Below are 23,742 nucleotides of genomic sequence, written 5' to 3' on the forward strand. Positions count from 1 at the left end.
AAGGGGAAAGCTTGGCCATCTGCTCGTCGCTCAGCCAGTAGAGGTCGTCCATGTCACCGCTCCGTTTTTCGGGCCGTGAATCACGCCGAACAGCAACAATCAATGCATCCTGACCCTAGGGCGAATATCACGATCACACCGAGCAGGAGAACGCCCAGACGATCCATCGTCGCGCCCCGTTCGGCCCCAATCATCGACAGCATGAGTGTGGAGATCGCGGTAACGATGCCCACGGACCCGGCCCGGATCAGCATCCCGATAATGCGGCGACGGGCCGGACCGGCCACGACCTGTTCGGCCTCGTCGGTGGTGAACCCTGCCCCGGAAAAAGCCGAAAGTGCCTGAAACCGCGCGACCTCCTCGGTCAGGCCTGTCATGGTCAGGGCAATCGTTCCGATACGCACGATCAGAAGCGAGAGAACGATGACGAGCAGGAGCGAAAAGATTGCGATCATGCCGACGTTCGCAGCGCGGCGATCCGTTTCTCTAGCGGCGGGTGGCTGGCGAAAAGGGCTTGTACGCGGCCCGCGCTGATCGCGAAGGCGCGCATCTCCTCCGGCAAGGGCGGCGCGTTTTGCGCCGCTTTCAGACGCTCCAGCGCCGCGATCATGTTGTGCCGTCCGGCCAGGGCGGCACCGCCCGCATCGGCGCGGTATTCCCGCCAGCGCGAGAACCACATCACGATGGCCATGGCCAGCACGCCCAGCACCATTTCCATGATCAGCGATACAATCCAGAAACCGGGGCCGTAGCCGCGCTCGATCCGCAAGACAAGGCGGTCGAACAGCAGCCCGGCGATCCGCGACAGGAAGATGACGAAGGTGTTCACCACCCCCTGGATCAGCGCCAGCGTGACCATGTCCCCGTTCGCCGCGTGGCTCACCTCATGGGCCAGCACGGCCTCGACCTCGCCGCGGTTCATGTGCCGCAGGAGCCCAGTGCTGACGGCGATCAGCGCGTCGTCACTGTTCCAGCCGGTGGCGAAGGCATTGGGTGAGGGATGGTCGAAAATACCCACCTCGGGCCGTCCGATCCCGGCCCGGTCCGCCTGGGCGTGCACAGTCTGCACCAGCCAACGCTCCGTCGCGTCGCGCGGCGTGGCGATGACATGGACGCCCATGGCGGCCTTGGCCATTGTCTTGGACATGAAGAGCGAAATCAGCGACCCGGCGAAGCCCAGCACGGCGGCGAAGATCAAAAGCGCCGTCAGGTTCAGATCGACGCCGTTCGACGCCAACAGGCTGTCGATGCCGAACAGGCGGAAGGCGACCGAGAGCACCGCCAGGATGGCGAAGTTGGCCGCGAGATAGAGACCGAGCCGAAGCATCTTCGATTTCTCCCCCGCCTTTCTTAGTCGAATAGCCGCTGTTTCAGCCGGATGAAGCTGTCGCCGATCCGGTCGAAGATGCCACCGGTGTCATCGGCAAGGTCGATTTTCTCGTCGAGTTCATCGAGATTGTCGTAGAGTTCGTCGAAATCGCCCTCCTCGCCATAACCTAGTGCCTCGGCCATCTGAAGCTGGACGCGGGCCGCCTCGACATACTCGCTCGGTTCCAGCGGTTCCGTCTCGGCCGTTTCGGTCGCATCCGTTTCAGCTGCGCCCGCGTCGCCTTCCAGCGCTTCCTCCGCAGCGTCGATCAGCAATTGCGCACGCAGGACCGGCAGCGCGATGACCTCTTCGGTGATTACCACGGTGCTGAGCGCCGTGGAGAGCGTCTGCCTGGCGGCGTCGATCTCCCCGGCGTCGATCTGGGCGGTCGCGCGCAGGATCGCGTCGGGATAGGTCGCCAACGGCAGGTTGCTGGTCTCGATGACGATTTCGCTGGCGAAGTCCCGCATCAAGGGACGGGCCTCCTGAAGTCTGCCGTCGCTGACCAGGTCCTCGATGACCTCGCGGGCCGCTTCGATCGTTTCCACGTCGCTGACCAGATCGCGGCGAAGGAGCTGGACATCGACGGGGGCCAGCGCCAAGCCGGGGTCGCGGGCGACGACGCTTTGCAACCGGCCCGTGGCGATGGCCAGGGCATCGACCGCGGCCTCGGTATCGCCGTCGTCCAGCGCGTTCAGCGCGTTTTCCGTTTCCTCCAAGGCGCGCGTGGCGTCGTTCAGCAGCGCGGCCCGGCGTTCATCGACCTGCGTTGTTGCCTCGTCCTGAACCGACTCGCTGACAGCGGAGTTCGTCTCGGACGTTGGAGGTTGCGTCGTGTCCTGAGCGAATGCGGGGGTCACAGCCAGCACCGCGGCAAGCGCGAGGCTGCTGACCAGGGTTGCGGGTGTCTTGCGGTCGAACATGGGTCGTCTCCTTTCTCCTTTTCTGTCGGTGTCCGTCTCAAAGTGGCCCTTGGTTTCGGGATGGACGTGACCGGGCCGGTTGCCACGCTTCGAAAAGCTACCGGCCCGCGAGGGCGGTTCCTGTCCAAGCGGGGGGATCGGAAGCCGGGAAGGATTCGATGGATGCCAATATCACCGGATCGGCCTCTTCCGGCCCCGCATGATCGGTCTTTGCCGGATCATCGAGGCGCGTATTCCGGCGGAATAACGGTACCGCTCGCTTCCGTGCTGAGCTCCCCTCATCGCCGCGGACGATGTAGTCCCAGTCGTTCCGCTCCGCATATTCGATGGCGCTTTCGACATCGGGAAAGCTCAGCCGGATCGGCTGATAGGGGTCGCGCATCGTCGTCCAGCCCATCAGCGACTCGATCTCCGCCGATGCCGCCGGTTCGAATTCCAAAATCCAGTGTCGCGGACGCGAGCCGGACTGCATGGGGTTCTGGGCCGGACGGTAAATGATCGCGGTCGGCACATCGGGCGAGTGCAGATCGGTGCCGGGAATTCGCGGCCGGAACGGCGGCCGGTTATGTCCACGTCTGTCGAACATGTTGACCTCCTTTCGTCAGCTTGCTTCTGCCTGCGCCCCGGTCGAATCCCGGCCGTCTTCGCGCCGGAGCTTCAGCCCGAGCAGGATCATCGTTACACCGAAGATCGCGGCGTAGATCGCCAGCAGCCAACCGAGGGCCAGCAGGCTGCCTGCGGGCATCGTCATCAGAAACCAGATGACCAGCGCCCCGAGAATGATCGACACGAGGCCGCTCAGCCCCAGCCAGATTTCGCCCTCGATTTCCTTACGCAGCCTGATCGCCGTCGCGATCTCGAACGCGCCCGAAAACACCGACCAGATCGCGATGCTGGCCCAGAGGAAGACGGAGAGCACGAAGGTTGCCACGAAGGGCGAGACCACGACCACGATCCCCGTCAGAATGCCCAGCACGCCGCTGAAGGCCAGCCAACCCCAGCGTTCGCCCTCGCGCATCTGCCGAACCGCCGCGATCAGGCCGAACACGCCGTCGGCAAAGGCGAAGGCGCCGAAGACAAGCGTCAGCGCGAGCACGGATTCGGCTGGCATGAACCAGGCCAGCCCGGCGATGACGAGCGCCAGCACGCCGCGCAGGACGAAGGCCCACCAGTTCTTCGAAAGCGAGCATAGGCCCGCTGCTTTGGTCATCGTCTCACTCATGTCTCAATCTCCTCTCCGGTAGCTCTCCTTACTTTGCAGGTGCCGTAGCTGGATCGTCGGTTTCTGAATTCGCGTCTTCCTCCTCGGCGCCTTCGGAAGATTTGTCGTCCGGCTTCGCCTTCTCTTCAGGCGTATCGCCCTTTTCCGGTTCCTCCGTCTCCAGTTTCTCGAAGGTGATCTTCTGATCGTCGGCGGACCATCTGACACGCACCCGGTCGCCATCCTCGACCGAACCGCCCAGCATGGCGCGGGCCAACTCGGTTTCCAGTTCCGACCGGATCAGGCGGCGCAGTTCCCGCGCACCGAATTCCGGCTGGAAGCCCACGGCGGCGAAGTGATCGGTGACGCTGTCGTCGTACTCCAGTTCCACCCCCTGGGTCAGCGCGGTGCGCGCCACGCGGTCGAGTTGCAGGCCCACGATCTTTCGGATTTCCGACCGGTTCAGCGAATGGAACACGATGATCTCGTCGATCCGGTTGATGAATTCCGGGCGGAAGTGCTGCCGCAGCACCTCCATCAGTTCGCCGCGCTGCTTGGCCTCGTCGAACTCCTTGGTCTCGCGCTTCTTGAGATTGCGCTGGATGATGTCGGAACCGAGGTTCGAGGTGGCGATGATGATCGTGTTGGTGAAATCCACCACCCGACCCTTGCCGTCGGTCAGCCGCCCGTCGTCGAAGACCTGGAGCAGGATGTTGTAGACATCCGCGTGGGCCTTCTCGATCTCGTCCAGCAGCACCACCGAATAGGGGCGGCGGCGGACGCGCTCGGTCAATTGCCCGCCCTCGTCATAGCCGACATAGCCCGGCGGGGCGCCCACCAGACGCGCGACGGCATGGCGTTCGCCGTATTCCGACATGTCGATGCGGATCATCGCGTCCTCGTCGCCATAGACGGTTTCGGCCAGCGCCTTGGCCAGTTCGGTCTTGCCGACGCCGGTGGGGCCGAGGAACAGGAAGGTGGCGGTGGGCGCCGAGCCTTCGCGCAGGCCCGCGCGGGCCAGCCGCACCGCGTCGGCCACGGCGCTGATCGCCTGATCCTGACCGATGACGCGTTCGTGCAACTGGTCCTCCAGCTTCAGCAGCTTCTCGCGTTCCTCGGTGGTCAGATCGGTGACGGGAATGCCTGTCAGCTTCGAGACGATCTGCGCGATGTGATCGGTGCGCACCTCGGCGCTGGCCGAGGCGCGGTCGCGCTTCCACGTTTCCAGCAGCGCGTCGAGTTCGGTCTGTTTCTCTTCCAGTTCCTGCTTCAGCTCGCCCGCACGGTCGAACTGCTTGCGCGCGGCGGCGTAATCCTGTTCGCGCTGGATCTGCTTCACTTCCGCCTCAAGCTCCTGCACATCGACGGGCCGCGCGGTGGCGGAAATCTTCACCCGCGCGGCGGCCTGGTCGATCAGGTCGATGGCCTTGTCGGGCATGAAGCGGCCGGTGACATAACGGTCGGAGAGTTCGGCCGCCGCCACGACGGCCTCGTCGGTGATCGTCACCTTGTGGTGGCTTTCCAGCGTGTCGCGCAGGCCGCGCAGGATCATGATGGTCTGCGCCACGGTGGGTTCCTCGACATAGACCGGCTGGAAGCGCCGTTCGAGCGCGGCGTCCTTTTCGATATGCTTCTGGTATTCGTTGAGCGTCGTCGCGCCGATCAGGTTCAACTCGCCGCGCGCCAGAGCCGGTTTGAAGGTGTTGGCCACGTCCAGCCCGCCTTCGCCGCCGCCCTGGCCCGCGCCCATGATCGTGTGCAATTCGTCGATAAAGAGAACCAGGTCGTCCTTGTTGGCCTCGATCTCCTTCAGCACCTTCTGGATGCGTTCCTCGAACTCACCGCGATACTTGGAGCCTGCGACCATCGAGTTGATGTTGAGCTCCACCAGCCGCTTGTCGCGCAGCGCCTCGGGCACCTCGCCCGCGACGATCCGCTGTGCCAGCCCCTCGATGATCGCGGTCTTGCCGACGCCCGGCTCGCCGATCAGCACCGGGTTGTTCTTCTTGCGCCGCGCCAGAACCTCGATGGTGGTCTCGATCTCGCGGGCGCGACCGATCACCGGATCAAGCTTGCCCTCGCGGGCGAGCTTGGTCAGATCGCGGGAAAATTCGTCCAGATCGGGGGTGTTCGATGGGGTATCGACGCGCCCTTCCTCGGCCCCGTGGCCCACCACGCGCGTGACTTGCTGGCGCAGCGCCTGCGGCGTCAGGCCAAGCTTGCGCAGGATGTCGGCGGCCAGACCTTCGCCCTCTTCGGCGAGACCGATCAGCAGGTGTTCCGGCCCGACGTAGGAATGCCCCAGCTCGTTGGAGGCGACAAATGCCCGGTTGAGCGCGTCCTTGAGGCGCGGGCTGACCCCGATCTCGCCATCCCCGGCGGCTTCCCCCTTGGGGGCCTCCCTGTCGATCTGGCGGCGCAGGTCGTCCACGTCGATCTTGACCTGTTCGAGCAGGGTCTTGACCACATCGCTGTGACACAGCGCGAACAGCAGATGTTCGGTATCCACCTCGGACCGGCCCAGCTCGCCCGCTTTCTGCGCGGCTTCCTGCAACAGCTTGTTGCCCTGTTCGCTCAGCCGGTCGGCGATGCTGGCCCCGCCCCGGCCGCGGCGACTGCCGCTGGTGACGGGGATGCGGGTCGCCTCGCCCTCGTCGCCCAACCGTCGAGCCATGCCGCTTAGGGGGCTGTCGCCAAAAAACTCATCGAAAAGCGACCCGCCGCCGAAGAGCGATTCCAGCGGAGAGCTGGAGCGCCGCTGCTGGCGTGCCAACTTGCGATAGTCCTCGTCGCAAAGTTCCATCATTTGGCGTTCGCCATTGACAGAAACCTGTGCCCGGAACGACGCCGGGCGGCGTTTGCAGATGTCGCAGATACCGTTTGCCATGGTGTTTTTCCTCTGTGCCTAATTTCTTCCGATCTTTCCGAATTGACTAACGAATGAGGGCGTCGGTTCCCGCCCTCGGGGATCGGATCGGGGCAGAATGCCCCGATCACACTCAGCTCGATTTGACGTCGATGCGCTTGACGCGGGCCTTGGCCTCTTCGGTTTTGGGCAGTGTCACGGTCAGAACGCCGCGCTTGAACTCGGCCTCTGCCTTGTCCGCATCGACCCCCGGCGGCACCGGAATCATGCGGTGGAAGCTGCGCCGCGATTGCGAACTGAATCCGTCCTTTTCGGACTTCTCCTCGCGTTCGCCGCGGATCGTGAGCATGTCATCGGTGACGTTCACCTCGATGTCCTTGTCGTCGAGGCCCGGCAGATCGACCGAGACCAGCATCGCCTCGTCGGTTTCCGAAATGTCGGTGCGCGGCCCGGCGGACATGCCGTTGCCGAAAGGGCTGTCGAAGCGGCCCCAGAAGTCCTCGAACACGCGGTTGAGGTCGCGCTGGAGCGACATCATCGGATTGTCGTCGTCACGGCGCCGATCCGGCGTTCGGTCGCGGTCCCGGCCCCAGGGAATGAGATCGCTGAATGCCATCGTGATTTCCTCCTTTCGTTCGTCCGGTCAGGACCGCCTCACGCGGCCTTGACCTTGATCTGTTTCGGTTTGGCGGCTTCGCTCTTCTTCAGGGTCAGCGTCAGCACGCCGTGCTTGTGGCTGGCCTCGATGCCGCCCGCGTCGATCGTCTCGGGCAGGCTGAAGGCCCGTTCGAACGTGCCGGCGGCGTATTCGGCGTAGATGCGCCGGTAGCCCTCGGGGGCGGGCGCTTCGATGCGTCCGCGCACGGTCAGCGACCGGTTTTCGACCGAGACATCTACGCTTTCGGGCGCCACGCCCGGCATGTCGATGGCCAGCGTCACCACATCGTCCTTCTCGAAGATGTCCGTGGCGGGACGAAAGGTCGGGCCCATGTCACGGGTCTCCCCCGTCTCGGTCCGGGCCAAGTCACCGCCGGTTTTCTTCACTTCGTTTGCCATTGCCTTTTCCTCCTCTCGCTCGGATGTCAGCTCGCTTTGACTTCGATCTTGCGCGGGCGTTCCGCATCGGGACGGCCCATCTCGATCTCCAGCACACCGTTGTTCACGCGCGCCTCCACCTTGTCGGGATCGACCCGCAGCGGCAGACGGATAGAGCGCGAGAATTCGCCCGAGGGGCGTTCCCGGCGATGCCATGAGGCATCCTCCTCTTCTGTTGCGGGGTTCCGTTTGCCTGCGATGATCAGGGTGTTCTCGCGCACCGTCAGGTCAATGTCGTCCTGTGCGACGCCAGGCATTTCGGCCGTTACGACCACGCTGTCATCGCCCATCCACATGTTGACGGGGGGCCAGGCGCTGTCATTCTGGCGCTGGCTGCGCGTGCCGCCTTCGAACAGGCGGTTCATCTGGGATTGCAGCTGCCGCAGTTCGGCAAAGGGATCCCAATGAGCCCCGGACAGTCCATAGTTCAGCATCGTTTCCTCCTCTCGCAAATTCGGCATGAACCGCCCGCGCGAAATGCGCGGGGGATGCGGGAGTGTCGCAGAGGGAGGATGGATCGCTGTCGATCCGGTACGAAGACGTGTGGCGCCCACGTTCGTCGCTGAACAAGGCCAGTTCATGCACCTTGCAGCCGATGACGGGGCCGATGCACTGCATCTCGCACATGCATGGCGCTTTGCCACCATCTTCGGGACCCTGAAGCGGCATCCCGCGCCAATGATCTGGGAATGCTTCACAATCTTGTCAAGAGGGGCAAGCGGACCATAATATTAAAGAAACCAGCAAGATTCCGACCTGCAATGGACAAGAAAACGCAGATTAATTTCTGGTATATTCTTCTGGCCATTTTCGGCGTGGTCCTGCTGCGCGATCTCTGGGTTCAGGGTCAGACCATCGCCGCGATCCCCTACAGCCAGTTCGAGGAATATCTCGATCAGGATGTGATCGAAGAGGTGGTGATCGGCAGCGACACCATCCGCGGCACCTTCAGCGTGGCGCAGGACGGCAAGACGGGCTTCGTCACCACGACCGTGCCGGCCGACATGATTGAACGGCTGGAAGCGGCCGACATCACCTATACCGGCGCGGTGGAGAATACCTGGTTCACCACCCTTTTGTCTTGGGTGCTGCCCGCACTGGTCTTCGTCGGTATCTGGATTTTCTTCATCCGCCGCTTCGCCGAGAAACAGGGCATGGGCGGGTTCATGTCGATCGGCAAGAGCAAGGCGAAAATCTATGTCGAGAGCAATACGAAGACCTCGTTCGAGGATGTCGCCGGGGTGGAGGAGGCCAAGCAGGAGCTGGAAGAGATCGTCGAGTTCCTGAAAGACCCGGAACATTATGGAGGCCTTGGCGCGCGGATGCCCAAGGGCGTGCTGCTGGTCGGCCCGCCCGGCACCGGCAAGACGTTGCTGGCCAAGGCCGTCGCGGGCGAGGCAGGCGTGCCGTTCTATTCAATCTCCGGCTCGGAATTCGTGGAGATGTTCGTCGGCGTAGGCGCGGCTCGCGTGCGCGACCTGTTCGAGCAGGCCCGCAAGGCCGCCCCGGCGATCATCTTCGTGGACGAACTGGACGCGCTTGGCCGGTCGCGCAGCGCGGGCCAGCAACCGGGCGGCCATGACGAGCGCGAACAGACGCTCAACCAGTTGCTGACCGAACTGGACGGGTTTGACCCGACCGAGGGCGTGGTGCTGCTGGCCGCGACCAACCGGCCCGAAATCCTCGACCCCGCACTTCTGCGCGCGGGTCGCTTCGATCGGCAGGTACTGGTGGATCGCCCCGACCGCGCCGGGCGGGTGCAGATCCTCAAGGTGCATATGAAGAAGATCAAGGCGGCCGACAGCGTCGATCCCGACCAGATCGCGGCGCTGACCACCGGGTTTTCCGGTGCCGACCTCGCAAACCTGGTCAACGAAGCCGCGCTGATGGCGACCCGGCGCAAGGCGGACCGTGTCGAGATGCAGGACTTCACGCAGGCGGTGGAACGCATCGTCGCCGGGCTGGAGAAGAAGAACCGCCGCCTGAACCAGAAAGAACGCGAGATCGTCGCGCACCACGAAATGGGTCATGCCATCGTCGGCATGGCGCTGCCCGGTGTGGACGAGGTGCACAAGGTGTCGATCATCCCGCGCGGCATCGGCGCGCTCGGCTATACCATCCAGCGCCCGACCGAGGACCGCTACCTGATGACCCGCGAAGAGCTGGAGAACAAGATCGCCGTGCTGCTGGGCGGGCGCGCGGCGGAGAAGATCATCTACGGGCACCTCTCGACCGGGGCCTCTGACGATCTGGCACGAGCGACCGACATCGCCCGGTCGATGGTCGCACGTTACGGGATGGACGAGGAACTGGGTCACGTGAGCTATGACAACGAGCGTCCGAATTTTCTCGGACAATCAGAGCAAGGCTCATGGCTTAACCGGCGCTACAGCGACGCCACGGCAGAGCGGATGGATCAGGCGGTGAAAGAAGTAATCGACCGCATCTTTGAGCGCACCGTTACGCTGCTCACAGAGAACCGCGAGTTGCTGAAAAAGTCTTCTACCGATTTGCTGGAGCGCGAGACCCTGGAAGACGCCGACCTTAAGCGCATTGCCTCAGAGGTGCAACGTCCGGCCGAGGCCGCTTGATACTCCATCAGCGCGGGGCAGCCTCGCCCGTGGCCCGGTCGGGACCGTGTCGATGCAGCGGCAGGGCAGCGTGGCTGGTGCTCGGTGTGGCGACATAGCTCTGCTTTTCAGCCGCAATGGTCTTCGCCCGACGCCGGATGCGGAGCGATCCGTAAGCGGCAAAAAGGCCCAGGATCGCTGCGATGAACCAGGACAGGCCGGATGGCCCCGCCCAGCCCATAACGAGGCCCGCTACAAACGGACCAGTGGCCGACCCCACGCCATAGACCAGCACGAAGCCGCTGGCAGCGGCGATCAGTTCCTCCTCGCCGATCCGGTCGTTCACCTCCGCCAGACAAACCGAATAGAGCGGCAGCAGGGCCCCGCCCAGCAGAAACGCGACCGCGACGACCGGTAGATGATTACTCTGCGCGAGGGCCGCCGCAAAAAGAAGCGCCGCGACGACACCGGCCACACTGCTCGCCAAGAGGACCATTCGCCGGTCCACCTTGTCCGACAGCCAACCGAGCGGCCATTGCAACACCAATGCCCCGAACAGGGCCGCCGAGACGATCACGCCGGTTTGGGCATCGGTGAATCCGACTTGCTGGCTCACCACCGGTGCCATTCCGAAGAAAGCCGCCACCGCTGCCCCCAGGATGAATGCCCCGGCGAGCGCGGTGGGCGAGATCGCAAAGAGCCGCGCCAGCCCAACGCGCGTGGCCAGGACCACGCCCGGATCGCCCGCCCGGCTGAGCGTGATCGGCACCAGGGCTAGCGACAGGCAGATCGAAACGAGCGCGAACAGCACGAAGCCCGACACCGGGGCGAGCGCCACCATCGGCTGGCTGACTGCCCAAGCCGCATACATCACGATCGAATAGATCGCGAGCACACGTCCGCGCCACCCGCGCTCGGCCGAGGCGTTGAGCCAGCTTTCGACAACGATTATGAGTCCGGCCCAGCACGCGCCCTGGAGAACCCGCAACACGATCCAAACCGGCGGCGAGACGAAGATCGCGAAACACAAAGCGAAAGCGGAGGTCGCCGAGGCGAAGGCCGCGAAGGCGCGGATATGCCCGACAGCCTGGATCACCCGCGGCGCATGGATCGACGCCAGGACGAAACCCACAAAATAGGCGGACATCATTACGCCGATGATCTCGTCGGAATAACCCTCGACCCCCGCCCGCAAGCCGATCAGCGTCTGCTGGAGCCCGTTGCCGATCACTAGAAACGCGACGCTTACGAGGAGAGAAAGATATCGAAAGGGAATACTAGGCATTTCAGGGTTCTATGCCATAGAGATGGCAATCAGCGAAGAGCCGAGTGGGCTCAAGTGTGGCCAGAATCGGTCTGTTTCGGACCGCGCTCCACCTTCCCTCGGAGAAGAGGCAGAACACGCTAAAACCAATCCCGTGAGTACGGAGCGACAGGGAGGCGAGACATAGTGGAATTCATCGAGGTGGTCGTTGGGCGGGACGCCCCGACAATCGAATGGTGGCAGATGTGTGTCAGGGCCTCGGTTATCCTGCTCTACGCCCTGATCCTCTGCAGGTTGATGCCGCGGAGAGCCTTCGCGGGCAGTGCGGCGATCGACATCGCGTTGATGATCATCGTGGGGTCGAGCCTGAGCCGTGCCCTGACCGGCAACGCCCCGTTGTTCATGACCCTTTGGGGGATTGGCTTCATCTGCGCCCTCTATATCGCCCTGACGGCCCTTGCGCGCCGCCGCGAAACCTTCACGGCCCTTATCAAGGGGCGCGCCATTCTCGTCATCGAGGACGGCCGTATCATCGAGCCCGCCCTGAGAAGGGCGCAGCTGGGTCCGAACGATGTGGCCGAGCATCTGCGGCTCAACGGGATCGAGGATATCGGCGGGGTTCGTCAAGCCCGCGTGGAGCGCAACGGCAGCTTCAGCTTCGTCCGTAACCCACGCGGCGTCGATATGCCGGCAAGCAGCGAGGATTGAGATCATGACCGAACCGATCCTGTTCATTCTCGGCGCAGGTGTCGTTGCGGCGGTGTTCTACGATTTTCTGCGCACGACGATCGCGCTCAACGGCCTCGGGCCTTTCAGCTACATCTTGACGAAAACGTTCTGGGCACTGGCGAAGCGGGTCGTGCCGTTCGTCGAGCGCCGGTTCGGGATGGGGCTTCGCGGCGCCGTCGGTCCCTCTATCCTGGTTGTCATCGCGTTTTTCTGGATAGTGTTCCATCTGATCGGGTACACGCTGATGTTCAGCGCCGGGCCTTCGCTGGTGGACAGCGAGACCGATGAACCCGCGACGTTGATCCAGACCGTTGCCTATGCCGGTTCGGCGATCTCCACCCTCGGCGCCTCGACGGTCGCCGTGACGAACGGCTGGTGGGACAACCTTTCGATGATCGCCGCCGTCAACGGCATGATCGTCCTGACCCTGTCGGTGAGCTTCATTCTCAGCGTTCTGCAAACCACCGTCACCGCGAGGGTCTTTGCGACCCGGTACAATGCGCTCATGTCCCGCGCAGAGAACCGCGACAAACCGAAGACGCTCGAGCGTACGGCAAGTCTCGGAGACGATCTTTGCGAAATCGCCGTCAATCTGGCGGCGTCGCCCCTGCCCGCCTTCTTCTCGCCCCATGACCGGTCGATGGATTTCCCGGTTGCCCTGAAGGAACTGGGAAAGATGCTGGACGCGGAAGGCTTGACCGCCCGCGATGACACCCTCTCGTCGGTAGACGTGTCCCAGTTGCGATGGGGCCTGGGGCTGCTTGGTCGCAGCCAGTATTCAGGCGAGGCGGGAAACGATTTCCAGGCCGCCATGGCATGGGCCGATTATCATATCCTCGACGATCAGCGGTCAGACGAGACAGTAGGCGCCTAAAACGGTCGTTTTTGTCCCTATCCCCTACCCCACACGAAACCAAAGACTTGAGCGGGACAAAACCCTACGCCCAAAACCTTTGGACTTTTGGGACGTTTATGGCACCATAAAAGCATGATCTTCGGATATGCCCGCGTCTCCACAGACGACCAGCTCCTCGACGCACAAACCGACGCCCTGACAACCGCAGGCGCGGAGCGCATCTTCGCGGACAAGATCAACGGTTCGACCAGGAAGCGCCCCCAGCTCGACCAGCTCCTCGATCAGTTCCGCCCAGGGGATGTAATCGTCGTCACCAAGTACGACCGCCTGGCGCGGTCGCTGCGTGATCTTCTCGACATTGTGGAGGTCATCAAGGAGCGCGACGGCGGGTTTCGGTCGCTGGCTGAGGATATCGACACGAGCACGCCCGCAGGCCGTCTGATCTTCCACGTCTTCGCCTCTATCGCTCAGTTCGAGCGTGAGCGCATCTCAGAGCGCACAAGGGAGGGGCTGGAGGCCGCTAAGAAGCGCGGCAGGGTCGGAGGCCGCCCCCCTGCCCTCTCAGCCGCTCAGCGCGACGAGGTGCGCCGCATGAGAGACGAGGAAGGCCGTCGGCTGACCGAGATCGCGCAGCTCTTCCGTGTGAGCGTGAAGACCGTTCGGAGAGCGTGATGGGGGTAGCTAAGCGACGGCCTTCTCGAACAGTCCGAGTTGCTGGTTTAGCGGTTTGATCTCGGGCAGGCGGGCGATCAGGCCATCTGCCGGAAAGCCGCGTAACTCCTTCGGTTCGAGCTTGTGCAGGCCCCCACCATAGACGCGGCCATGCCCCAAGAGCTCATCCGAGTCGATCTCGTTCAGGAACTCCCAAACTGTTCGCATGATCTCAGGGTTTTTCTTCGCTGCCTGCGCCAGTAGTGGCTTGGGGTATAGCAAGAGGTAGGTGTTGCAGGCGGTCGCCTGAGAGTGGTTCAGCATGAAGCGGAACGGCTTCCCCCCTGCCCTGCTTCGGCCCATGTAAGTGCAGATTATCGGTGCAGCAGGACGGTTCTCTTGCGCGTACCAAGGCTTGCGCGTGCGGCACAAATACCGCCCGGACACTGCTTTCTCGCCCTTGGTTCCAGTGGCAAGATAAGCAGCGAGTGCAGGGTATATTCGCGCGATCTCGTCTTCGGGGAGGCGAGTATCCAGTAAGAAGAGCTGCTTGTCGATCAGCGGCCAGCCGTTCGCGTCGGACCTGATTTCATCTTCGGGCAGGTAGCGCGAGCCAGGCAGAACAGGTCGAAAACACTCCATCGGCAAGCCACGTTCTTCAATCTGGTCACGATCCATGATGAAGAAGCTGTTATCGCCTGTGGCGAGGCCGCGTTTGATGTCGAGGAGGTCGCCGAGCGTGATGTCGGCCTTCTGAGCGGCCTTCTCCGCTTGCGGATAGCGGGTCCACTTAGATTCATTGGCGAGCTCTGCCGCAGGAACCTCACGTGAGATTGCGGGCTTCGCCAGGGTGCCGCCATAGGAGAATGTCACGCTGTGCTCATGCGGCGGCGGCGTGTTCTTGATCCACACCACAGCAGACGACACGAGCGCATCATCGAACTGCACGTCCGCCGGATCGTAGCGATGGATTTGCAGGAGCGTGACCTTTTCGAGCAGGTAACGCTTGAGCATCCGGCCATAGTTGACGCCCATGAACTCGCTCGGGATCAGCCAGGCGGCGATGCCATCTTCGGCCATGAAGGGGTGCGAGAGCCCCATGAAGTAGCAGTATAGCCCCGACAGCCCGTTGATCTTCACGCCGCAGGCGTCTTCGGTGCGGTGTTGCAGCTCTGCCTTCTCGGGGCCGTCCAGGTGATGATGCCGAACATAGGGCGGGTTGCAGATCAGAAGATTAGCCCCCTGCCCCGCCGCCTTCGCCCTAGTGAAGTCTTCCAGACGGATATCGAGCGGCGTCTCCTGCCAGAGCGCACGGGCAGGCTCGCCGTAGTGGGCGTCGATCTCGAACCCTTCGGCGGTTTCGATGCGCTCTTCGGGCGCGATAGCCCGCAGGGCGGAGTAGAACGAGCCCGTACCAATGCCCGGATCGAGGAACCTGATCTTCTGCCCCTCTGGCAGCAGGCGGAGGCCATGAGAGAGGATTTCGCGCGCGAGCGCAGTCGGTGTTGCAAACTGACCCATTCGGTTGCGGTCTTCCGAGGTCTTGTCCCCATCGAGCTGTGCTTGCAGATCGAGACGCTGTGCTTCCAGAAGGTCGATGTCCGGGCTGCCAGTCATAGCGCAAATCTCTCAAGATCGTCGATGCGGTGTTCCCACACCCAATCAATGCCCTCAGCGGCTTCATAGCCGAGATAACCGCTGTCGAAGTAGCCGCAGAGGAACAGAATAAATTCGACGTCCGGACCGTAGGTGTTCCGAAGCTGGTTGATCTTCTGCGCCTCTTCCTTGCGGCGCTTGTTCGTGTTGGTGAAGTCCCCCGCAGATTTGGCTTCGACCAAGAGCGGAAACTCCCCTTCTTGCGCCTCACGACGCATTATCACGGCATCGACGGGAATGTTGATCGTCTTGCCGCCGTTCTCCCCTCCAACGGGGACGTTCATACGAAACGAATACGTTCCAGGCGGGATTTCGCGGAACGTGCCATTATAGCCGTCAGGCAGCTTGGTATAGCCTCGCGCTTCTAACCAGTCGGCCACATAAGCGAGCTGGCGTCGCTCCTGCGCATTTCGGATAATTGGGTTGGCAACGCTACCACACAGTCTGTCTGCGACAATCGTCGCAGCACGATGAATCTCTGTCTCCGTTGCGGCTTCCGTCCGTCCGATCCAGACGAAGATGTCGGGATCGGCCATCTTCTCGATGATTGTTCCGATCTTCTCAAGGTCTTCTGCAAGCAAGGCGGCTTTCATCCGTGGCGGCAACCGCTGGTGCTGTTCCATAGCTTTCACAAGCGAAGATGAGACACCTGCCAGACCAATGAGTCGGTCGACCGCAAGTGGCGGGCAGGTCGACATGCGCAAGGTCGGGAGAACGCCCGGCCATTGCCGCAGAATGTCAGGCGTGACATCTGTCAGGTTCGCCGTATTAGCAAGCGCCTCCTCGACGTTCTTTGTTGCCTCAATGCGCGTGTCCCGGAATGCTTTCGGGGCGAAATCCATGAACCATTGATTGTACATATCGACCGACTGCGCGATGTCGGCCTTCCAGTTTTGTGGTTTGTCGAGATTTACGGGCATTACGACTTCTTGTTCTCCTTGTAGAGCGCCCACATCTCTTCGAAGAGCTTACGCAAAGACATTTCCCGCTTTGCCGCTTCTTCCTTCACTTCCACGGCCATACTGGGTGACATGGAAATGCCGAGTATTTTGCGCGGTGTTTGATGAGTGTCAGCCATGTTGGGCACCTCCTGTGTAGAGTGTCGACATGTCGACGGCAAACGTCAACGAGATACCATATAGCGTCGAGAAAGTTGGGGATAGCTACGGGCGGCAGCAGTAAGCGCGCCTTGCATGCAAACATGCTTACATGTTTTGCGCTTTATATGCTTTCCACATTTTCAGAAAAAGCTGCTTCTTCGCGCCGTGCGTGAAGCCAAACTCGCGCCCAGCCTGTTCGCTAAACTCTGCGAAGACACTTTCGGGCACACGCACCTGAAGAGGTCGCTGGGGCGTTTTCTCATCCGAACGGGGGTTAGACTCGATCACGTCCTCGGCTGCTTCAACAGGAGGCGGAGCCCCCTTCCCGCTCTTAAGCTTCGAAAGGTTCGTTGCCATCACGCTACCTTCCTTTCTTGCAGCTCCGCGATACGGTCGATCACGCTCTGCGCCAGCTTCGAAGCTCGTTCGTTCAACGTGCGAAAGGATGTCTCCGTGATCGCCTTGCCTTGATCCGAGGCTGATCCGTAGGCCGTGGAGACGCTAATCTCACCATCCAAGACCATGTACCCCGCTTGCGCGATATACTCCCGCGCCGCCGCGTTCTCTCGCTCGCTTCCAGTGATCTTGAACATCGCGAACGCGATTGTCTCCGGGGAGATGCCTTTCTTGCGAAGGCTGTGCGCAAGGACGACACCGGGGTGAAGGTCATCGACTGTCTGCCCAGTCGGGATCACGACGAGATCGGATGCCTTGGCGATTTCCACCGTCTGGTCGGAGGCGTTTGGCTTGCCGTCGAGGAGCAGGGCGTCGAACCGGCCGGCTTCTTCGAGCGCGCTTTTTACGCTCGCGAAGCTCTGCACCTGTATCTCGGGCTCGATATCGTTCTCGGCTCGTCGTCCTGCCCAATTGGTGCAAGTTTGCTGTTGCGTGTCGAGATCGGCGATCTTCGTTGCGAGACCGCCTGCGACGAACTCCCGCGCCATCATGCGCGCAAGCGTAGACTTTCCGACGCCTCCCTTTTGGGAGACCATTCCCACGATAAATGTCATTGATACTGCTCCTCGTTTTCCTGTCTTGTTTTTCGCCATGCTAGCATGGGAACATGCAGTACACCAAGCATCAATGCTGCGTTAGCGCGTTGCATGCAAGGCGCCAAGCATTCTTCGACTGGGCCAGACCTTGGCGGCCGCAATTCTGCGAGACTCATTTCAAGTTCAAGAAAGGCTAAACGCTATGGCCGACCGTTTCGCTCGGCCCACTTTCGACAGAAACCTATGAATGCACCGTCCGGGTGGCGTGGAGCTTCCATGCCTTGCTCCAGCAAGCTAACCACCCACTCGCGCCACTCCTGCTCGATGACGTAAACATCCCAGCCGGGCGCGGCCTCCCTGGCTGCATCGAACGTGTCAAGTTCTAGGCGTACCGTGTAGCCTCGACCGGGAAGGGCAGGGGTGAAGTTCCGGTTTCGAAAACACACCATGTCGTCCTTCATGCTCACCGAGTAGTCCGGGAGGTGGTCGTATTCGCAGAGTTCTCGAACGGCGAGTCTGAAGTTCCGAAGAGCATCACTCGAACCGCACTTCTTCTTGAGCTTCCTGAGCCCGATCTGCCACGTTTCCTTCTGCCCGCAGTGCTTGCGAGCGATCTCATAAATGCGCCGTTCAGTCGGCTTGCGAAGCCGAAAATAGTCGGGGTGCAAGGTAAGAACTTCGTTGGCTTCGATGGCCTTGAACAGCCACTCTGATAGTTTCAGGCCCCACTCAGTTACACGGCCGTCATGGCGCTTCCGCTTGATCTTTGCGCCCTCGATGAGTCCGAACGCCTCCCAGGTCTCTTCACCGCCGGTCTTGATCGTGGTTCGCAGCCGCGTTCCGTCCAGCCGGTCGAGCGAGTCCTTCAGGAGGTCGTAGTCATGACCCCCAATGTGCCGGTTACTGAACTCTAGGAAGTCCCGTGCTTGAAAAGCGATTTCCCGGGAGTAGGGACGGCCCTCGTTTCTTGCTGCCATGATCTGGCTGATGGCGAAGATCAGTATGTCCTTGTCGTAGATGTTAGCGATGCCCTTGGAGCTGGGCGTAACTTCCAAGAGGATGTCGCCGTGTTCGTAGGTCTTTACCTCGTGGATCGGCTTTTTCGACAAGGTGAAGATCGGGTGCTCCATCGACGCCATGTCACTCTTGATAACAGCATCAGCCACGTCACAGACGAACAGGTTCGCCTGGGGATGCCGGTCGGGAAGAAGGGGGGCTTTCGAACGGTCAGACATGGCCACACCAGAATCTGGAAGCTATCGGGACATCAACTGCGGTAACATCTAGCATCGGGATTTTACCTGCACTTGCCGCTATCGGGAGATTAGCTGCAGTAACATCTAGTATCGGGACTTTACCTGCACCTCAAGCCCTATCGGGACATTAGCTGCACTATTTCGGAGAATAGCTGCATTCCATCGGGATTTTACCTGCACCGCAGTTCCGTAAACTACTGCTAAAAAACCAAAAATCTGCCTTTGAGCCGTGCGTAACACAGATTCTAACACATATTTAACACCAACAGCTTCGCTACACGACGTTCAGGTCACGACTGAAGCGCTTGTTCCAACGTCCTCATGCTTAGAAAAGTCAGGGGCTAGGTGGCCCGGAAGGACCCGACCTTACCCGCGGCGTATGTGTCAGCGGACGATCAAGGTTATCGGGATGGCTCACCCATTCCTCGTTCACCTCCTTGGCTACCCGGTCGTACCCCTCGTCCCCGAAAACCTGCCTGATCTTGGTTTTCATCAATTCAACGAACGATGAGTAACCCCTGATACCTGCATCCACGGAGGCGCGTTCATTGCCCCTGGCGCGCGCCTCCTGCATGATCTCGGCAGCACTGGCCTCTGCCTTGGCCAGGATGGCACCAGCGCGTGTCTGTGCTGCCGAGACAGCTTGTTGCGTTTCCAGCTTGCTCCTGCGCAGCTCTACTGCCCATGCCGCCACCCTGTCGAAAGCCTTGGTAAGGCTGGTTCGTACCTTGCTTGGAAGCGGAGCGGGGCCAGAGCCATCGGAAAAGTTCAGCGCCCAGAATCTGGCCCGGAAACCGAGGGTAGGGCGATTGTCCGGCGCAGCGTTCTTGAGCACCTCGTACTTTAGAGGCTGATCGGACATATCGGTCGCCGAAATCTCCGTGTCGTGTGTCCCGGCCTGTGCCCGGTCGATGGCGACTTGAAGGTTCTGGACCCCGCGCTCGATCCACTCGGCCGTCTTAGCCTGCGATGCGGCCTCGGCCTGTTTCTCGATCTCGAAGGATTGCTTCTGCCGTTCCAGGTCAGCCCGTTCTGCCTCGTGGAGGGACCGCTCGTTTTCAAGCAGGCTCCACTCGTAGGCGATTTGCTCGTTCTCCCCCTCGACCTCGGCCGCGTGTTGAGCCTTTTCGATGGCAAGGTTCTCTTTCTCCGTTTCAAGGTAGCCCTGCCTCTCTGCATCGAAGGCAAGTTGTTCGGCCTCTAGCGCGATCCGCTCTTGGAGAAGCTTCTTGCTGTCCTGCTTCACCTTGGTGGCGTGTGCACGTTCTTGCTCTTCCAGCTCTTTCTCTCTCTGTTCGACCCTTGCCTCCCGTGCGCGGATCTCGGCGGCGTGCTGAATGACCCATTGCCGCGTGGAAAGACCAGGGCCAGCGGTGATCTCGCGATCCTCGCCGTACTCGATCCCAAGGTGGTCCACGGCGACGGCCATGCGTTCGCGCAGGCGCTGGAAGCTGCCTTTCTTCGACAGTGTAGGGTGGCTGGCCCGGCCGACCGCGCGAACGCCGTCCAGCTCTTGGGCCGCTTTCTTGCGCGCCTCGAACTCCGCGTTGGTCTCGCCACGCTTCTTCCGGCCGGGCTTGCGGGCCTTCTTCGTGTAGGTCGGCGCAACCACAGCATGGATATGCGGCGTGTCCTCGTCCAAGTGCAGGTGTGCAAAAACGAGATCGTCACCGTGCTCGGCCTTCATCTGGTTCATCGTGGCGTCGATCCACGCGGCCAGCCGATCCACGTCCCAGGTGCCGACATCAGCTGGATCGTTTGGCCGAAAGTATGCGGGGGATGCGCTGGCCACGATCCGCAGGTAGGGGCGTTCCGATTGCTTCGCTGGCCGCTTCACGCCCTTCGCGTAGAACTCGCGCAAGGAAGCCATGAGCCCGCGCTCGTCGCCGACGAGCACCTTGTTGAGCGGCGTCCGCGTCACGACAATGTTGCTGCTTCCGTCCGGCACCCGGTGGAGGCAATGCCTGTCGAGCGAGGAGATCATCGTCGGCGAGGCTGGTTCGATGTTGTAGACGAGCTTGGAGGCCATGTGCTAACAGTAGCGAAGGTCGAGATGACTGCAAAGTCTCTTTGCTCAAAAGGAGACTTTAGGGCCCCGGCGCTGCGCGCCACCCCAAAATCTCCTGATGAGCCCTGCCGGGGGCTTCTCCGATCTGGCGATCTGCGCGGCTTGCAACCCTTCGGGCCGCGCCTTGCCAAGCCGCCTACGGCGGCTGCGAAACCCTTCCTCCTGCGCCTACCGGGAGATGCGGAGAAGCGGGTTTCGCGGGAGCCTAGCCGGACCGGAGACCTCCAATATCGGAGGTCCGGCCAGGCTCTTCAGGTGTCGGTATCGTCGCTGAAGGGCGGCAATTCCCAATCTTTCGCCAGCAGTTCCTCGCGCACCACTTGCCGCACCCGGTTGAGGCCGACCAGGTCGTTTCGGTAGCGCGCCGCCAGTCCGGCCTCGATGAGCTGCGAGATGACGCTGGGAACCGACGAGCCCAGTTTCTCGCCGGTCAGCTCGACGCAGCGAGCTTCGAGTTGGGCCAACGTCTTACCCAACTCCTTGGCCAGTTCTGCCGCCGGGTTGCCATGAGGACCGGATGCGGGCGTCTCCAACAAAGCCTGTTCGACGCTGGAGTACTCGCCTTCGCTCGGGGCATCGCCGAGCAGGATGTTCCGCAGGCGATCCGGGGCGAGTTCGCCGTAGCTGATCGAACCGCGCTGCGCGTAGGCTTCCAGCCGCGTCATCTTTCGCGCTTTTCTGCGACCTACTTCTGCAACAGGAACAGCTCGGTCGAGTTCCTTTAAGGTAGTCCTGTAGGACCGGAGTGCATCCGCACCCGCGCGGATCGCTTCTTCCGGGGTTTCCCCATCGGCAATACACCCAGGATAGTCGGGGAACCGGATCAGGTATCCTCCGCCGTCTTCGGCGGAAAGCGGACGGACCTCGAAGTGGGGCAGGTGTTCTTGGGTCATACGTCTCGCTCTACATCGTCAACGATCCATCCTTCACGTCGAAAGATATCATCGACGGCGGCTTGGCGCTCTTCGGCTTTCGCGGCCCGGTCCTCGGCCGCGCGCCAGCCGAGGTAGAAGCACGCGAAGAACAGGATATTCAGCATCAGGCCGACCAGCCAACCGACGGGACCGCCCTCGATACCTGTCGCGGAGCCGAGGGCCTTCGCGACCAGGACGGCTGGCAGGTAAATCGTAAAGAGCTTCCAGAAGTCTGCCCGGATCACGGTCCAGGCTCCGCGATCCGGCGCGAGATCGCCGTAGTCGAACATCTTTCCGGTGTGGAGGTTCGCTACCCTGAGAAGCGCGCCGTTCCCGGCGGAGCGCACGATGACCAGCTCGTGGCCTTTGCGGGTTCCATCAACGGCATGATCGCGGATGTGCTCTTCGCGACCCGTTCTTTCGTCGCGGAGCCAGATTTCGGGCGTCCGGTAAACCGTTGCGCTCTGCTGGCCGCGGTAGACTGTGGTGTCTTCGGCATGACTGCCCGTGCCCGTCACCTTGCCGTGGACGATCTCGATGTCGAGATCGGCAGCGGTTTTCCTCATTTCGAGAAAGCCGAGTTTTGCTCCAACAGAACGCGCAGATGGGCCATCGGAGAATCCGCGGCGAGCGGCCGGGCACTGAGATAGTCAGTTTCGGGCCGATTGCCTGTAAGCAGTGCCTCTATCTCCATGTATAGTTCGAGCGCCCCAGCGATGGCGCGCTCGTCTTCGGTCATGCCGAAGCGACGTCTCTCAACGGCAAGCTCGTAAAGGTGCCCTTCCTTCTGCTGGCGACGGTAGGCCTCGCACCGTGGCAGCCTTGTTTGCAGTATCGGAATGCTGTGGAATGCAGCCGGAGTCAGCTTCTCCTCGGTCGTATCCAGGATGCCCGTGACCAAACCGAAAGCGTTTTCCGCCAGGTCTGGGTGCTGCCGGAACCAGTCGGACGCCAAGGCTGCTTCCAGTGTGCCGGTCGCGGGCACGACGATGAGATCGCTCAGCGCCAGCACGTTGCCTATGAAGTCGTAGGTCTGGGCGGGCGTATCGACCAGGATATACTCGAAGCCTTTGTCCGCAGCGTGGTTCGTCGCTTCCAGCAGGCCGTCCATATCGCCGACGATCCTCGTCTGAACAACGCCCTCGCCCACCCAACTGTTGGCGACCAGTTTTCCCCACGCCTTGAGAGGCGAGTAAAACGGCTCCGGGGCCGCAAAAGGCTGTCGTGGCACGTCGAGCAGCATCAGGTCTTTGCTCGCGGAGACGATTTCCGATGCCAGTGTCATAAGCGTCGTCGTGCGACCGGCCCCATTCTTCGGGGAGAAGAAGGTGATGATCCGCATGGGTTGGGGCCTCCGGGAAATGTGTGAGAAGTCGAGGGGGCAACTGGTCCTCGGGCCCGATACGGGATGAGACATCCCTTATCGCTGTATTATCCATTTTTTAGATTATCTGACAAGTAGATTACCGCCGTCGCGAGGGAGATCGCGACGGTTGACGAAAACGATAAGAAGCGAAGGCCATGAGGCGCTGTGCCAAGCGCTCATCGACGCCCGGAAGGCCGCCGGTCTTACCCAAGCGGAACTGGCGCAGCGCTTACGTTGCCATCAGTCGTTCGTGGCCCGGATCGAAAGCGGTGAACGCAGGGTCGATGTCATTGAATTAGTTGCAATAACGCGGGCAATCGAGGTAACGACAAGTGAAATCCTGAAGGTGGTGGAAGAGGCAACCCCTGCCGATCATCGGATATGAATTGGCGTTTTGCCAGTTTGATTAAACCACCTCGATTATTTTAACGTATCCAGCTGATCTCGCTGCCCATAGAGAACCACGCGATCCCCCGCTTCGATGACGGTGTCGCCGTCGGGCACGCCTTCGTAGGTTCCGTCGTTGTGCTCGACGCCCAGGACGTTCATACTTCGGGATGGAAGGGTCAGCTCTTCCAGCGTCTTTCCCGCCCAGGAAGAGTTTTCCTCAAACTCGATACGGCCGACGCCGTAATTTTCCCGCAGATGAAGAACATGGGCATAATCCCGCAAATCGAAATCCGTGGACTTCTGGAGCGCTCGCCGGATGATCGGGGTCGCCCATCGTTCAAGCCGTTTGGACCGGGCTAGGGTCAGGATTCATAACCAGAATATGACGGTTGCGGCGAGGGCGATGGCGGAGAGGAAGACCTTCGGGCATCTGTCGTAGCGGGTGGCGATGCGACGCCAGTCTTTCAACCTACCGA

Annotated in this window: 26 protein-coding genes and 1 pseudogene; 5 read left to right on the forward strand and 22 right to left on the reverse strand. The window is 61.6% G+C overall.

The window, feature by feature from the left end:
- Window positions 1-80: 80 nt before the first annotated feature.
- The 9 genes from E2L08_RS15790 to E2L08_RS17075 all read right to left on the reverse strand — a co-directional run bounded on the left by E2L08_RS15790 (window position 81) and on the right by E2L08_RS17075 (window position 7,888).
- Window positions 81-455, reverse strand: coding sequence for a hypothetical protein (locus E2L08_RS15790; RefSeq protein ID WP_133398063.1), 375 nt, complete (start codon window positions 453-455; stop codon window positions 81-83).
- A complete protein-coding gene (gene htpX, locus E2L08_RS15795) occupies window positions 452-1,327 on the reverse strand; it encodes a protease HtpX (RefSeq protein ID WP_133398064.1) in 876 nt (291 codons plus the stop codon). Before htpX ends, E2L08_RS15790 begins: the two co-directional genes overlap by 4 nt.
- 23 nt (window positions 1,328-1,350) lie before the next feature.
- A complete protein-coding gene (locus E2L08_RS15800) occupies window positions 1,351-2,292 on the reverse strand; it encodes a YfdX family protein (RefSeq protein WP_133398065.1) in 942 nt (313 codons plus the stop codon).
- 97 nt (window positions 2,293-2,389) lie between these two features.
- A complete protein-coding gene (locus tag E2L08_RS15805) occupies window positions 2,390-2,878 on the reverse strand; it encodes an NADH dehydrogenase ubiquinone Fe-S protein 4 (protein WP_133398066.1) in 489 nt (162 codons plus the stop codon).
- A gap of 15 nt (window positions 2,879-2,893) precedes the next feature.
- Window positions 2,894-3,514, reverse strand: a complete 621-nt coding sequence (locus E2L08_RS15810; protein WP_133398067.1) for an HdeD family acid-resistance protein — start codon at window positions 3,512-3,514, stop codon at window positions 2,894-2,896.
- A 28-nt stretch (window positions 3,515-3,542) separates the two neighbouring features.
- Window positions 3,543-6,380, reverse strand: coding sequence for an ATP-dependent Clp protease ATP-binding subunit (locus E2L08_RS15815; protein ID WP_133398068.1), 2,838 nt, complete (start codon window positions 6,378-6,380; stop codon window positions 3,543-3,545).
- A gap of 112 nt (window positions 6,381-6,492) precedes the next feature.
- Window positions 6,493-6,975 carry an Hsp20/alpha crystallin family protein gene (locus tag E2L08_RS15820; protein WP_133398069.1) on the reverse strand — a complete coding sequence of 161 codons (483 nt, stop codon included), beginning with the start codon at window positions 6,973-6,975 and terminating at the stop codon, window positions 6,493-6,495.
- 38 nt (window positions 6,976-7,013) lie between these two features.
- Complete coding sequence (locus E2L08_RS15825; protein WP_206077029.1) at window positions 7,014-7,403, reverse strand: Hsp20/alpha crystallin family protein; 390 nt, start codon at window positions 7,401-7,403, stop codon at window positions 7,014-7,016.
- A gap of 38 nt (window positions 7,404-7,441) precedes the next feature.
- Complete coding sequence (locus E2L08_RS17075; RefSeq protein ID WP_168771181.1) at window positions 7,442-7,888, reverse strand: Hsp20/alpha crystallin family protein; 447 nt, start codon at window positions 7,886-7,888, stop codon at window positions 7,442-7,444.
- A 327-nt stretch (window positions 7,889-8,215) separates the two neighbouring features.
- Here E2L08_RS17075 and ftsH point away from each other — a divergent pair, with 327 nt between their 5' ends.
- Window positions 8,216-10,045, forward strand: a complete 1,830-nt coding sequence (gene ftsH / locus E2L08_RS15835; RefSeq protein WP_133398072.1) for an ATP-dependent zinc metalloprotease FtsH — start codon at window positions 8,216-8,218, stop codon at window positions 10,043-10,045.
- A gap of 7 nt (window positions 10,046-10,052) precedes the next feature.
- On the opposite strand, the gene E2L08_RS15840 is transcribed toward ftsH, so the two are convergent.
- Window positions 10,053-11,309, reverse strand: a complete 1,257-nt coding sequence (locus E2L08_RS15840; RefSeq protein WP_133398073.1) for an MFS transporter — start codon at window positions 11,307-11,309, stop codon at window positions 10,053-10,055.
- A gap of 165 nt (window positions 11,310-11,474) precedes the next feature.
- Here E2L08_RS15840 and E2L08_RS15845 point away from each other — a divergent pair, with 165 nt between their 5' ends.
- From E2L08_RS15845 to E2L08_RS15855, 3 genes are all read left to right on the forward strand, one after another.
- On the forward strand, window positions 11,475-11,996 hold the full coding sequence (locus tag E2L08_RS15845; RefSeq protein ID WP_240758273.1) for a DUF421 domain-containing protein: 522 nt from the start codon (window positions 11,475-11,477) through the stop codon (window positions 11,994-11,996).
- Between the two features lie 4 nt (window positions 11,997-12,000).
- Window positions 12,001-12,891 (forward strand): hypothetical protein, encoded by an 891-nt coding sequence (locus tag E2L08_RS15850; RefSeq protein WP_133398074.1) that lies wholly within the window; start codon window positions 12,001-12,003, stop codon window positions 12,889-12,891.
- A 114-nt stretch (window positions 12,892-13,005) separates the two neighbouring features.
- The gene (locus tag E2L08_RS15855; protein WP_133398075.1) at window positions 13,006-13,545 is read left to right on the forward strand and encodes a recombinase family protein; all 540 of its coding nucleotides are present in this window, start codon (window positions 13,006-13,008) and stop codon (window positions 13,543-13,545) included.
- A gap of 9 nt (window positions 13,546-13,554) precedes the next feature.
- Here E2L08_RS15855 and E2L08_RS15860 read toward each other — a convergent pair whose 3' ends face one another.
- The 10 genes from E2L08_RS15860 to E2L08_RS15900 all read right to left on the reverse strand — a co-directional run bounded on the left by E2L08_RS15860 (window position 13,555) and on the right by E2L08_RS15900 (window position 22,852).
- Entirely contained in the window at window positions 13,555-15,141 is a 1,587-nt protein-coding gene (locus E2L08_RS15860; RefSeq protein ID WP_133398076.1) for an Eco57I restriction-modification methylase domain-containing protein, read from the reverse strand.
- A complete protein-coding gene (locus E2L08_RS15865) occupies window positions 15,138-16,100 on the reverse strand; it encodes a XamI family restriction endonuclease (protein ID WP_133398077.1) in 963 nt (320 codons plus the stop codon). The genes E2L08_RS15860 and E2L08_RS15865 overlap by 4 nt, the downstream gene beginning before the upstream one ends.
- The gene (locus tag E2L08_RS17080) at window positions 16,100-16,258 is read right to left on the reverse strand and encodes a hypothetical protein (RefSeq protein WP_168771182.1); all 159 of its coding nucleotides are present in this window, start codon (window positions 16,256-16,258) and stop codon (window positions 16,100-16,102) included. The genes E2L08_RS15865 and E2L08_RS17080 overlap by 1 nt, the downstream gene beginning before the upstream one ends.
- A 127-nt stretch (window positions 16,259-16,385) precedes the next feature.
- Window positions 16,386-16,637: a hypothetical protein gene (locus tag E2L08_RS15870; RefSeq protein ID WP_133398078.1), complete on the reverse strand. Its 252-nt coding sequence runs from the start codon at window positions 16,635-16,637 to the stop codon at window positions 16,386-16,388.
- Entirely contained in the window at window positions 16,637-17,290 is a 654-nt protein-coding gene (locus tag E2L08_RS15875; RefSeq protein WP_133398079.1) for a ParA family protein, read from the reverse strand. The genes E2L08_RS15870 and E2L08_RS15875 overlap by 1 nt, the downstream gene beginning before the upstream one ends.
- Window positions 17,291-17,472: 182 nt before the next feature.
- Window positions 17,473-18,507, reverse strand: a complete 1,035-nt coding sequence (locus E2L08_RS15880) for a replication initiator protein A (protein ID WP_133398080.1) — start codon at window positions 18,505-18,507, stop codon at window positions 17,473-17,475.
- Window positions 18,508-18,862: 355 nt separating this feature from the next.
- Window positions 18,863-20,557, reverse strand: a complete 1,695-nt coding sequence (locus E2L08_RS15885; protein ID WP_133398081.1) for a plasmid recombination protein — start codon at window positions 20,555-20,557, stop codon at window positions 18,863-18,865.
- Between the two features lie 290 nt (window positions 20,558-20,847).
- Complete coding sequence (locus E2L08_RS17140; protein ID WP_206077030.1) at window positions 20,848-21,489, reverse strand: type II toxin-antitoxin system HicB family antitoxin; 642 nt, start codon at window positions 21,487-21,489, stop codon at window positions 20,848-20,850.
- Window positions 21,486-22,076: a hypothetical protein gene (locus tag E2L08_RS15895; protein WP_133398082.1), complete on the reverse strand. Its 591-nt coding sequence runs from the start codon at window positions 22,074-22,076 to the stop codon at window positions 21,486-21,488. Before E2L08_RS15895 ends, E2L08_RS17140 begins: the two co-directional genes overlap by 4 nt.
- Window positions 22,073-22,852, reverse strand: coding sequence for a P-loop NTPase family protein (locus E2L08_RS15900; protein WP_168771183.1), 780 nt, complete (start codon window positions 22,850-22,852; stop codon window positions 22,073-22,075). The genes E2L08_RS15895 and E2L08_RS15900 overlap by 4 nt, the downstream gene beginning before the upstream one ends.
- Before the next feature lie 151 nt (window positions 22,853-23,003).
- Here E2L08_RS15900 and E2L08_RS15905 point away from each other — a divergent pair, with 151 nt between their 5' ends.
- Window positions 23,004-23,261 (forward strand): helix-turn-helix domain-containing protein, encoded by a 258-nt coding sequence (locus E2L08_RS15905; protein WP_133398084.1) that lies wholly within the window; start codon window positions 23,004-23,006, stop codon window positions 23,259-23,261.
- A gap of 35 nt (window positions 23,262-23,296) precedes the next feature.
- Here the strand turns inward: E2L08_RS15905 and E2L08_RS15910 are convergent, their stop codons facing one another.
- A complete protein-coding gene (locus E2L08_RS15910) occupies window positions 23,297-23,548 on the reverse strand; it encodes a TrkA C-terminal domain-containing protein (RefSeq protein ID WP_168771184.1) in 252 nt (83 codons plus the stop codon).
- An 87-nt stretch (window positions 23,549-23,635) separates the two neighbouring features.
- Window positions 23,636-23,742: pseudogene (locus tag E2L08_RS15915) on the reverse strand (IS5/IS1182 family transposase); the annotation flags it as partial.

It is taken from the genome of Palleronia sediminis, assembly GCF_004358695.1.
In the GTDB taxonomy this organism is placed as follows: domain Bacteria; phylum Pseudomonadota; class Alphaproteobacteria; order Rhodobacterales; family Rhodobacteraceae; genus Palleronia; species Palleronia sediminis.

Excerpts from the sequence above, each read along its gene's own strand:
- E2L08_RS15790 (WP_133398063.1), bottom strand. The coding sequence starts at position 455 with ATGATCGCAATCTTTTCGCTCCTGCTCGTCATCGTTCTCTCGCTTCTG.
- htpX (WP_133398064.1), bottom strand. The coding sequence starts at position 1,327 with ATGCTTCGGCTCGGTCTCTATCTCGCGGCCAACTTCGCCATCCTGGCG.
- E2L08_RS15800 (WP_133398065.1), bottom strand. The coding sequence starts at position 2,292 with ATGTTCGACCGCAAGACACCCGCAACCCTGGTCAGCAGCCTCGCGCTT.
- E2L08_RS15805 (WP_133398066.1), bottom strand. The coding sequence starts at position 2,878 with ATGTTCGACAGACGTGGACATAACCGGCCGCCGTTCCGGCCGCGAATT.
- E2L08_RS15810 (WP_133398067.1), bottom strand. The coding sequence starts at position 3,514 with ATGAGTGAGACGATGACCAAAGCAGCGGGCCTATGCTCGCTTTCGAAG.
- E2L08_RS15815 (WP_133398068.1), bottom strand. The coding sequence starts at position 6,380 with ATGGCAAACGGTATCTGCGACATCTGCAAACGCCGCCCGGCGTCGTTC.
- E2L08_RS15820 (WP_133398069.1), bottom strand. The coding sequence starts at position 6,975 with ATGGCATTCAGCGATCTCATTCCCTGGGGCCGGGACCGCGACCGAACG.
- E2L08_RS17075 (WP_168771181.1), bottom strand. The coding sequence starts at position 7,888 with ATGCTGAACTATGGACTGTCCGGGGCTCATTGGGATCCCTTTGCCGAA.
- ftsH (WP_133398072.1), top strand. The coding sequence starts at position 8,216 with ATGGACAAGAAAACGCAGATTAATTTCTGGTATATTCTTCTGGCCATT.
- E2L08_RS15840 (WP_133398073.1), bottom strand. The coding sequence starts at position 11,309 with ATGCCTAGTATTCCCTTTCGATATCTTTCTCTCCTCGTAAGCGTCGCG.
- E2L08_RS15850 (WP_133398074.1), top strand. The coding sequence starts at position 12,001 with ATGACCGAACCGATCCTGTTCATTCTCGGCGCAGGTGTCGTTGCGGCG.
- E2L08_RS15855 (WP_133398075.1), top strand. The coding sequence starts at position 13,006 with ATGATCTTCGGATATGCCCGCGTCTCCACAGACGACCAGCTCCTCGAC.
- E2L08_RS15860 (WP_133398076.1), bottom strand. The coding sequence starts at position 15,141 with ATGACTGGCAGCCCGGACATCGACCTTCTGGAAGCACAGCGTCTCGAT.
- E2L08_RS15865 (WP_133398077.1), bottom strand. The coding sequence starts at position 16,100 with ATGCCCGTAAATCTCGACAAACCACAAAACTGGAAGGCCGACATCGCG.
- E2L08_RS17080 (WP_168771182.1), bottom strand. The coding sequence starts at position 16,258 with ATGGCTGACACTCATCAAACACCGCGCAAAATACTCGGCATTTCCATG.
- E2L08_RS15870 (WP_133398078.1), bottom strand. The coding sequence starts at position 16,637 with ATGGCAACGAACCTTTCGAAGCTTAAGAGCGGGAAGGGGGCTCCGCCT.
- E2L08_RS15875 (WP_133398079.1), bottom strand. The coding sequence starts at position 17,290 with ATGACATTTATCGTGGGAATGGTCTCCCAAAAGGGAGGCGTCGGAAAG.
- E2L08_RS15880 (WP_133398080.1), bottom strand. The coding sequence starts at position 18,507 with ATGTCTGACCGTTCGAAAGCCCCCCTTCTTCCCGACCGGCATCCCCAG.
- E2L08_RS15885 (WP_133398081.1), bottom strand. The coding sequence starts at position 20,557 with ATGGCCTCCAAGCTCGTCTACAACATCGAACCAGCCTCGCCGACGATG.
- E2L08_RS17140 (WP_206077030.1), bottom strand. The coding sequence starts at position 21,489 with ATGACCCAAGAACACCTGCCCCACTTCGAGGTCCGTCCGCTTTCCGCC.
- E2L08_RS15895 (WP_133398082.1), bottom strand. The coding sequence starts at position 22,076 with ATGAGGAAAACCGCTGCCGATCTCGACATCGAGATCGTCCACGGCAAG.
- E2L08_RS15900 (WP_168771183.1), bottom strand. The coding sequence starts at position 22,852 with ATGCGGATCATCACCTTCTTCTCCCCGAAGAATGGGGCCGGTCGCACG.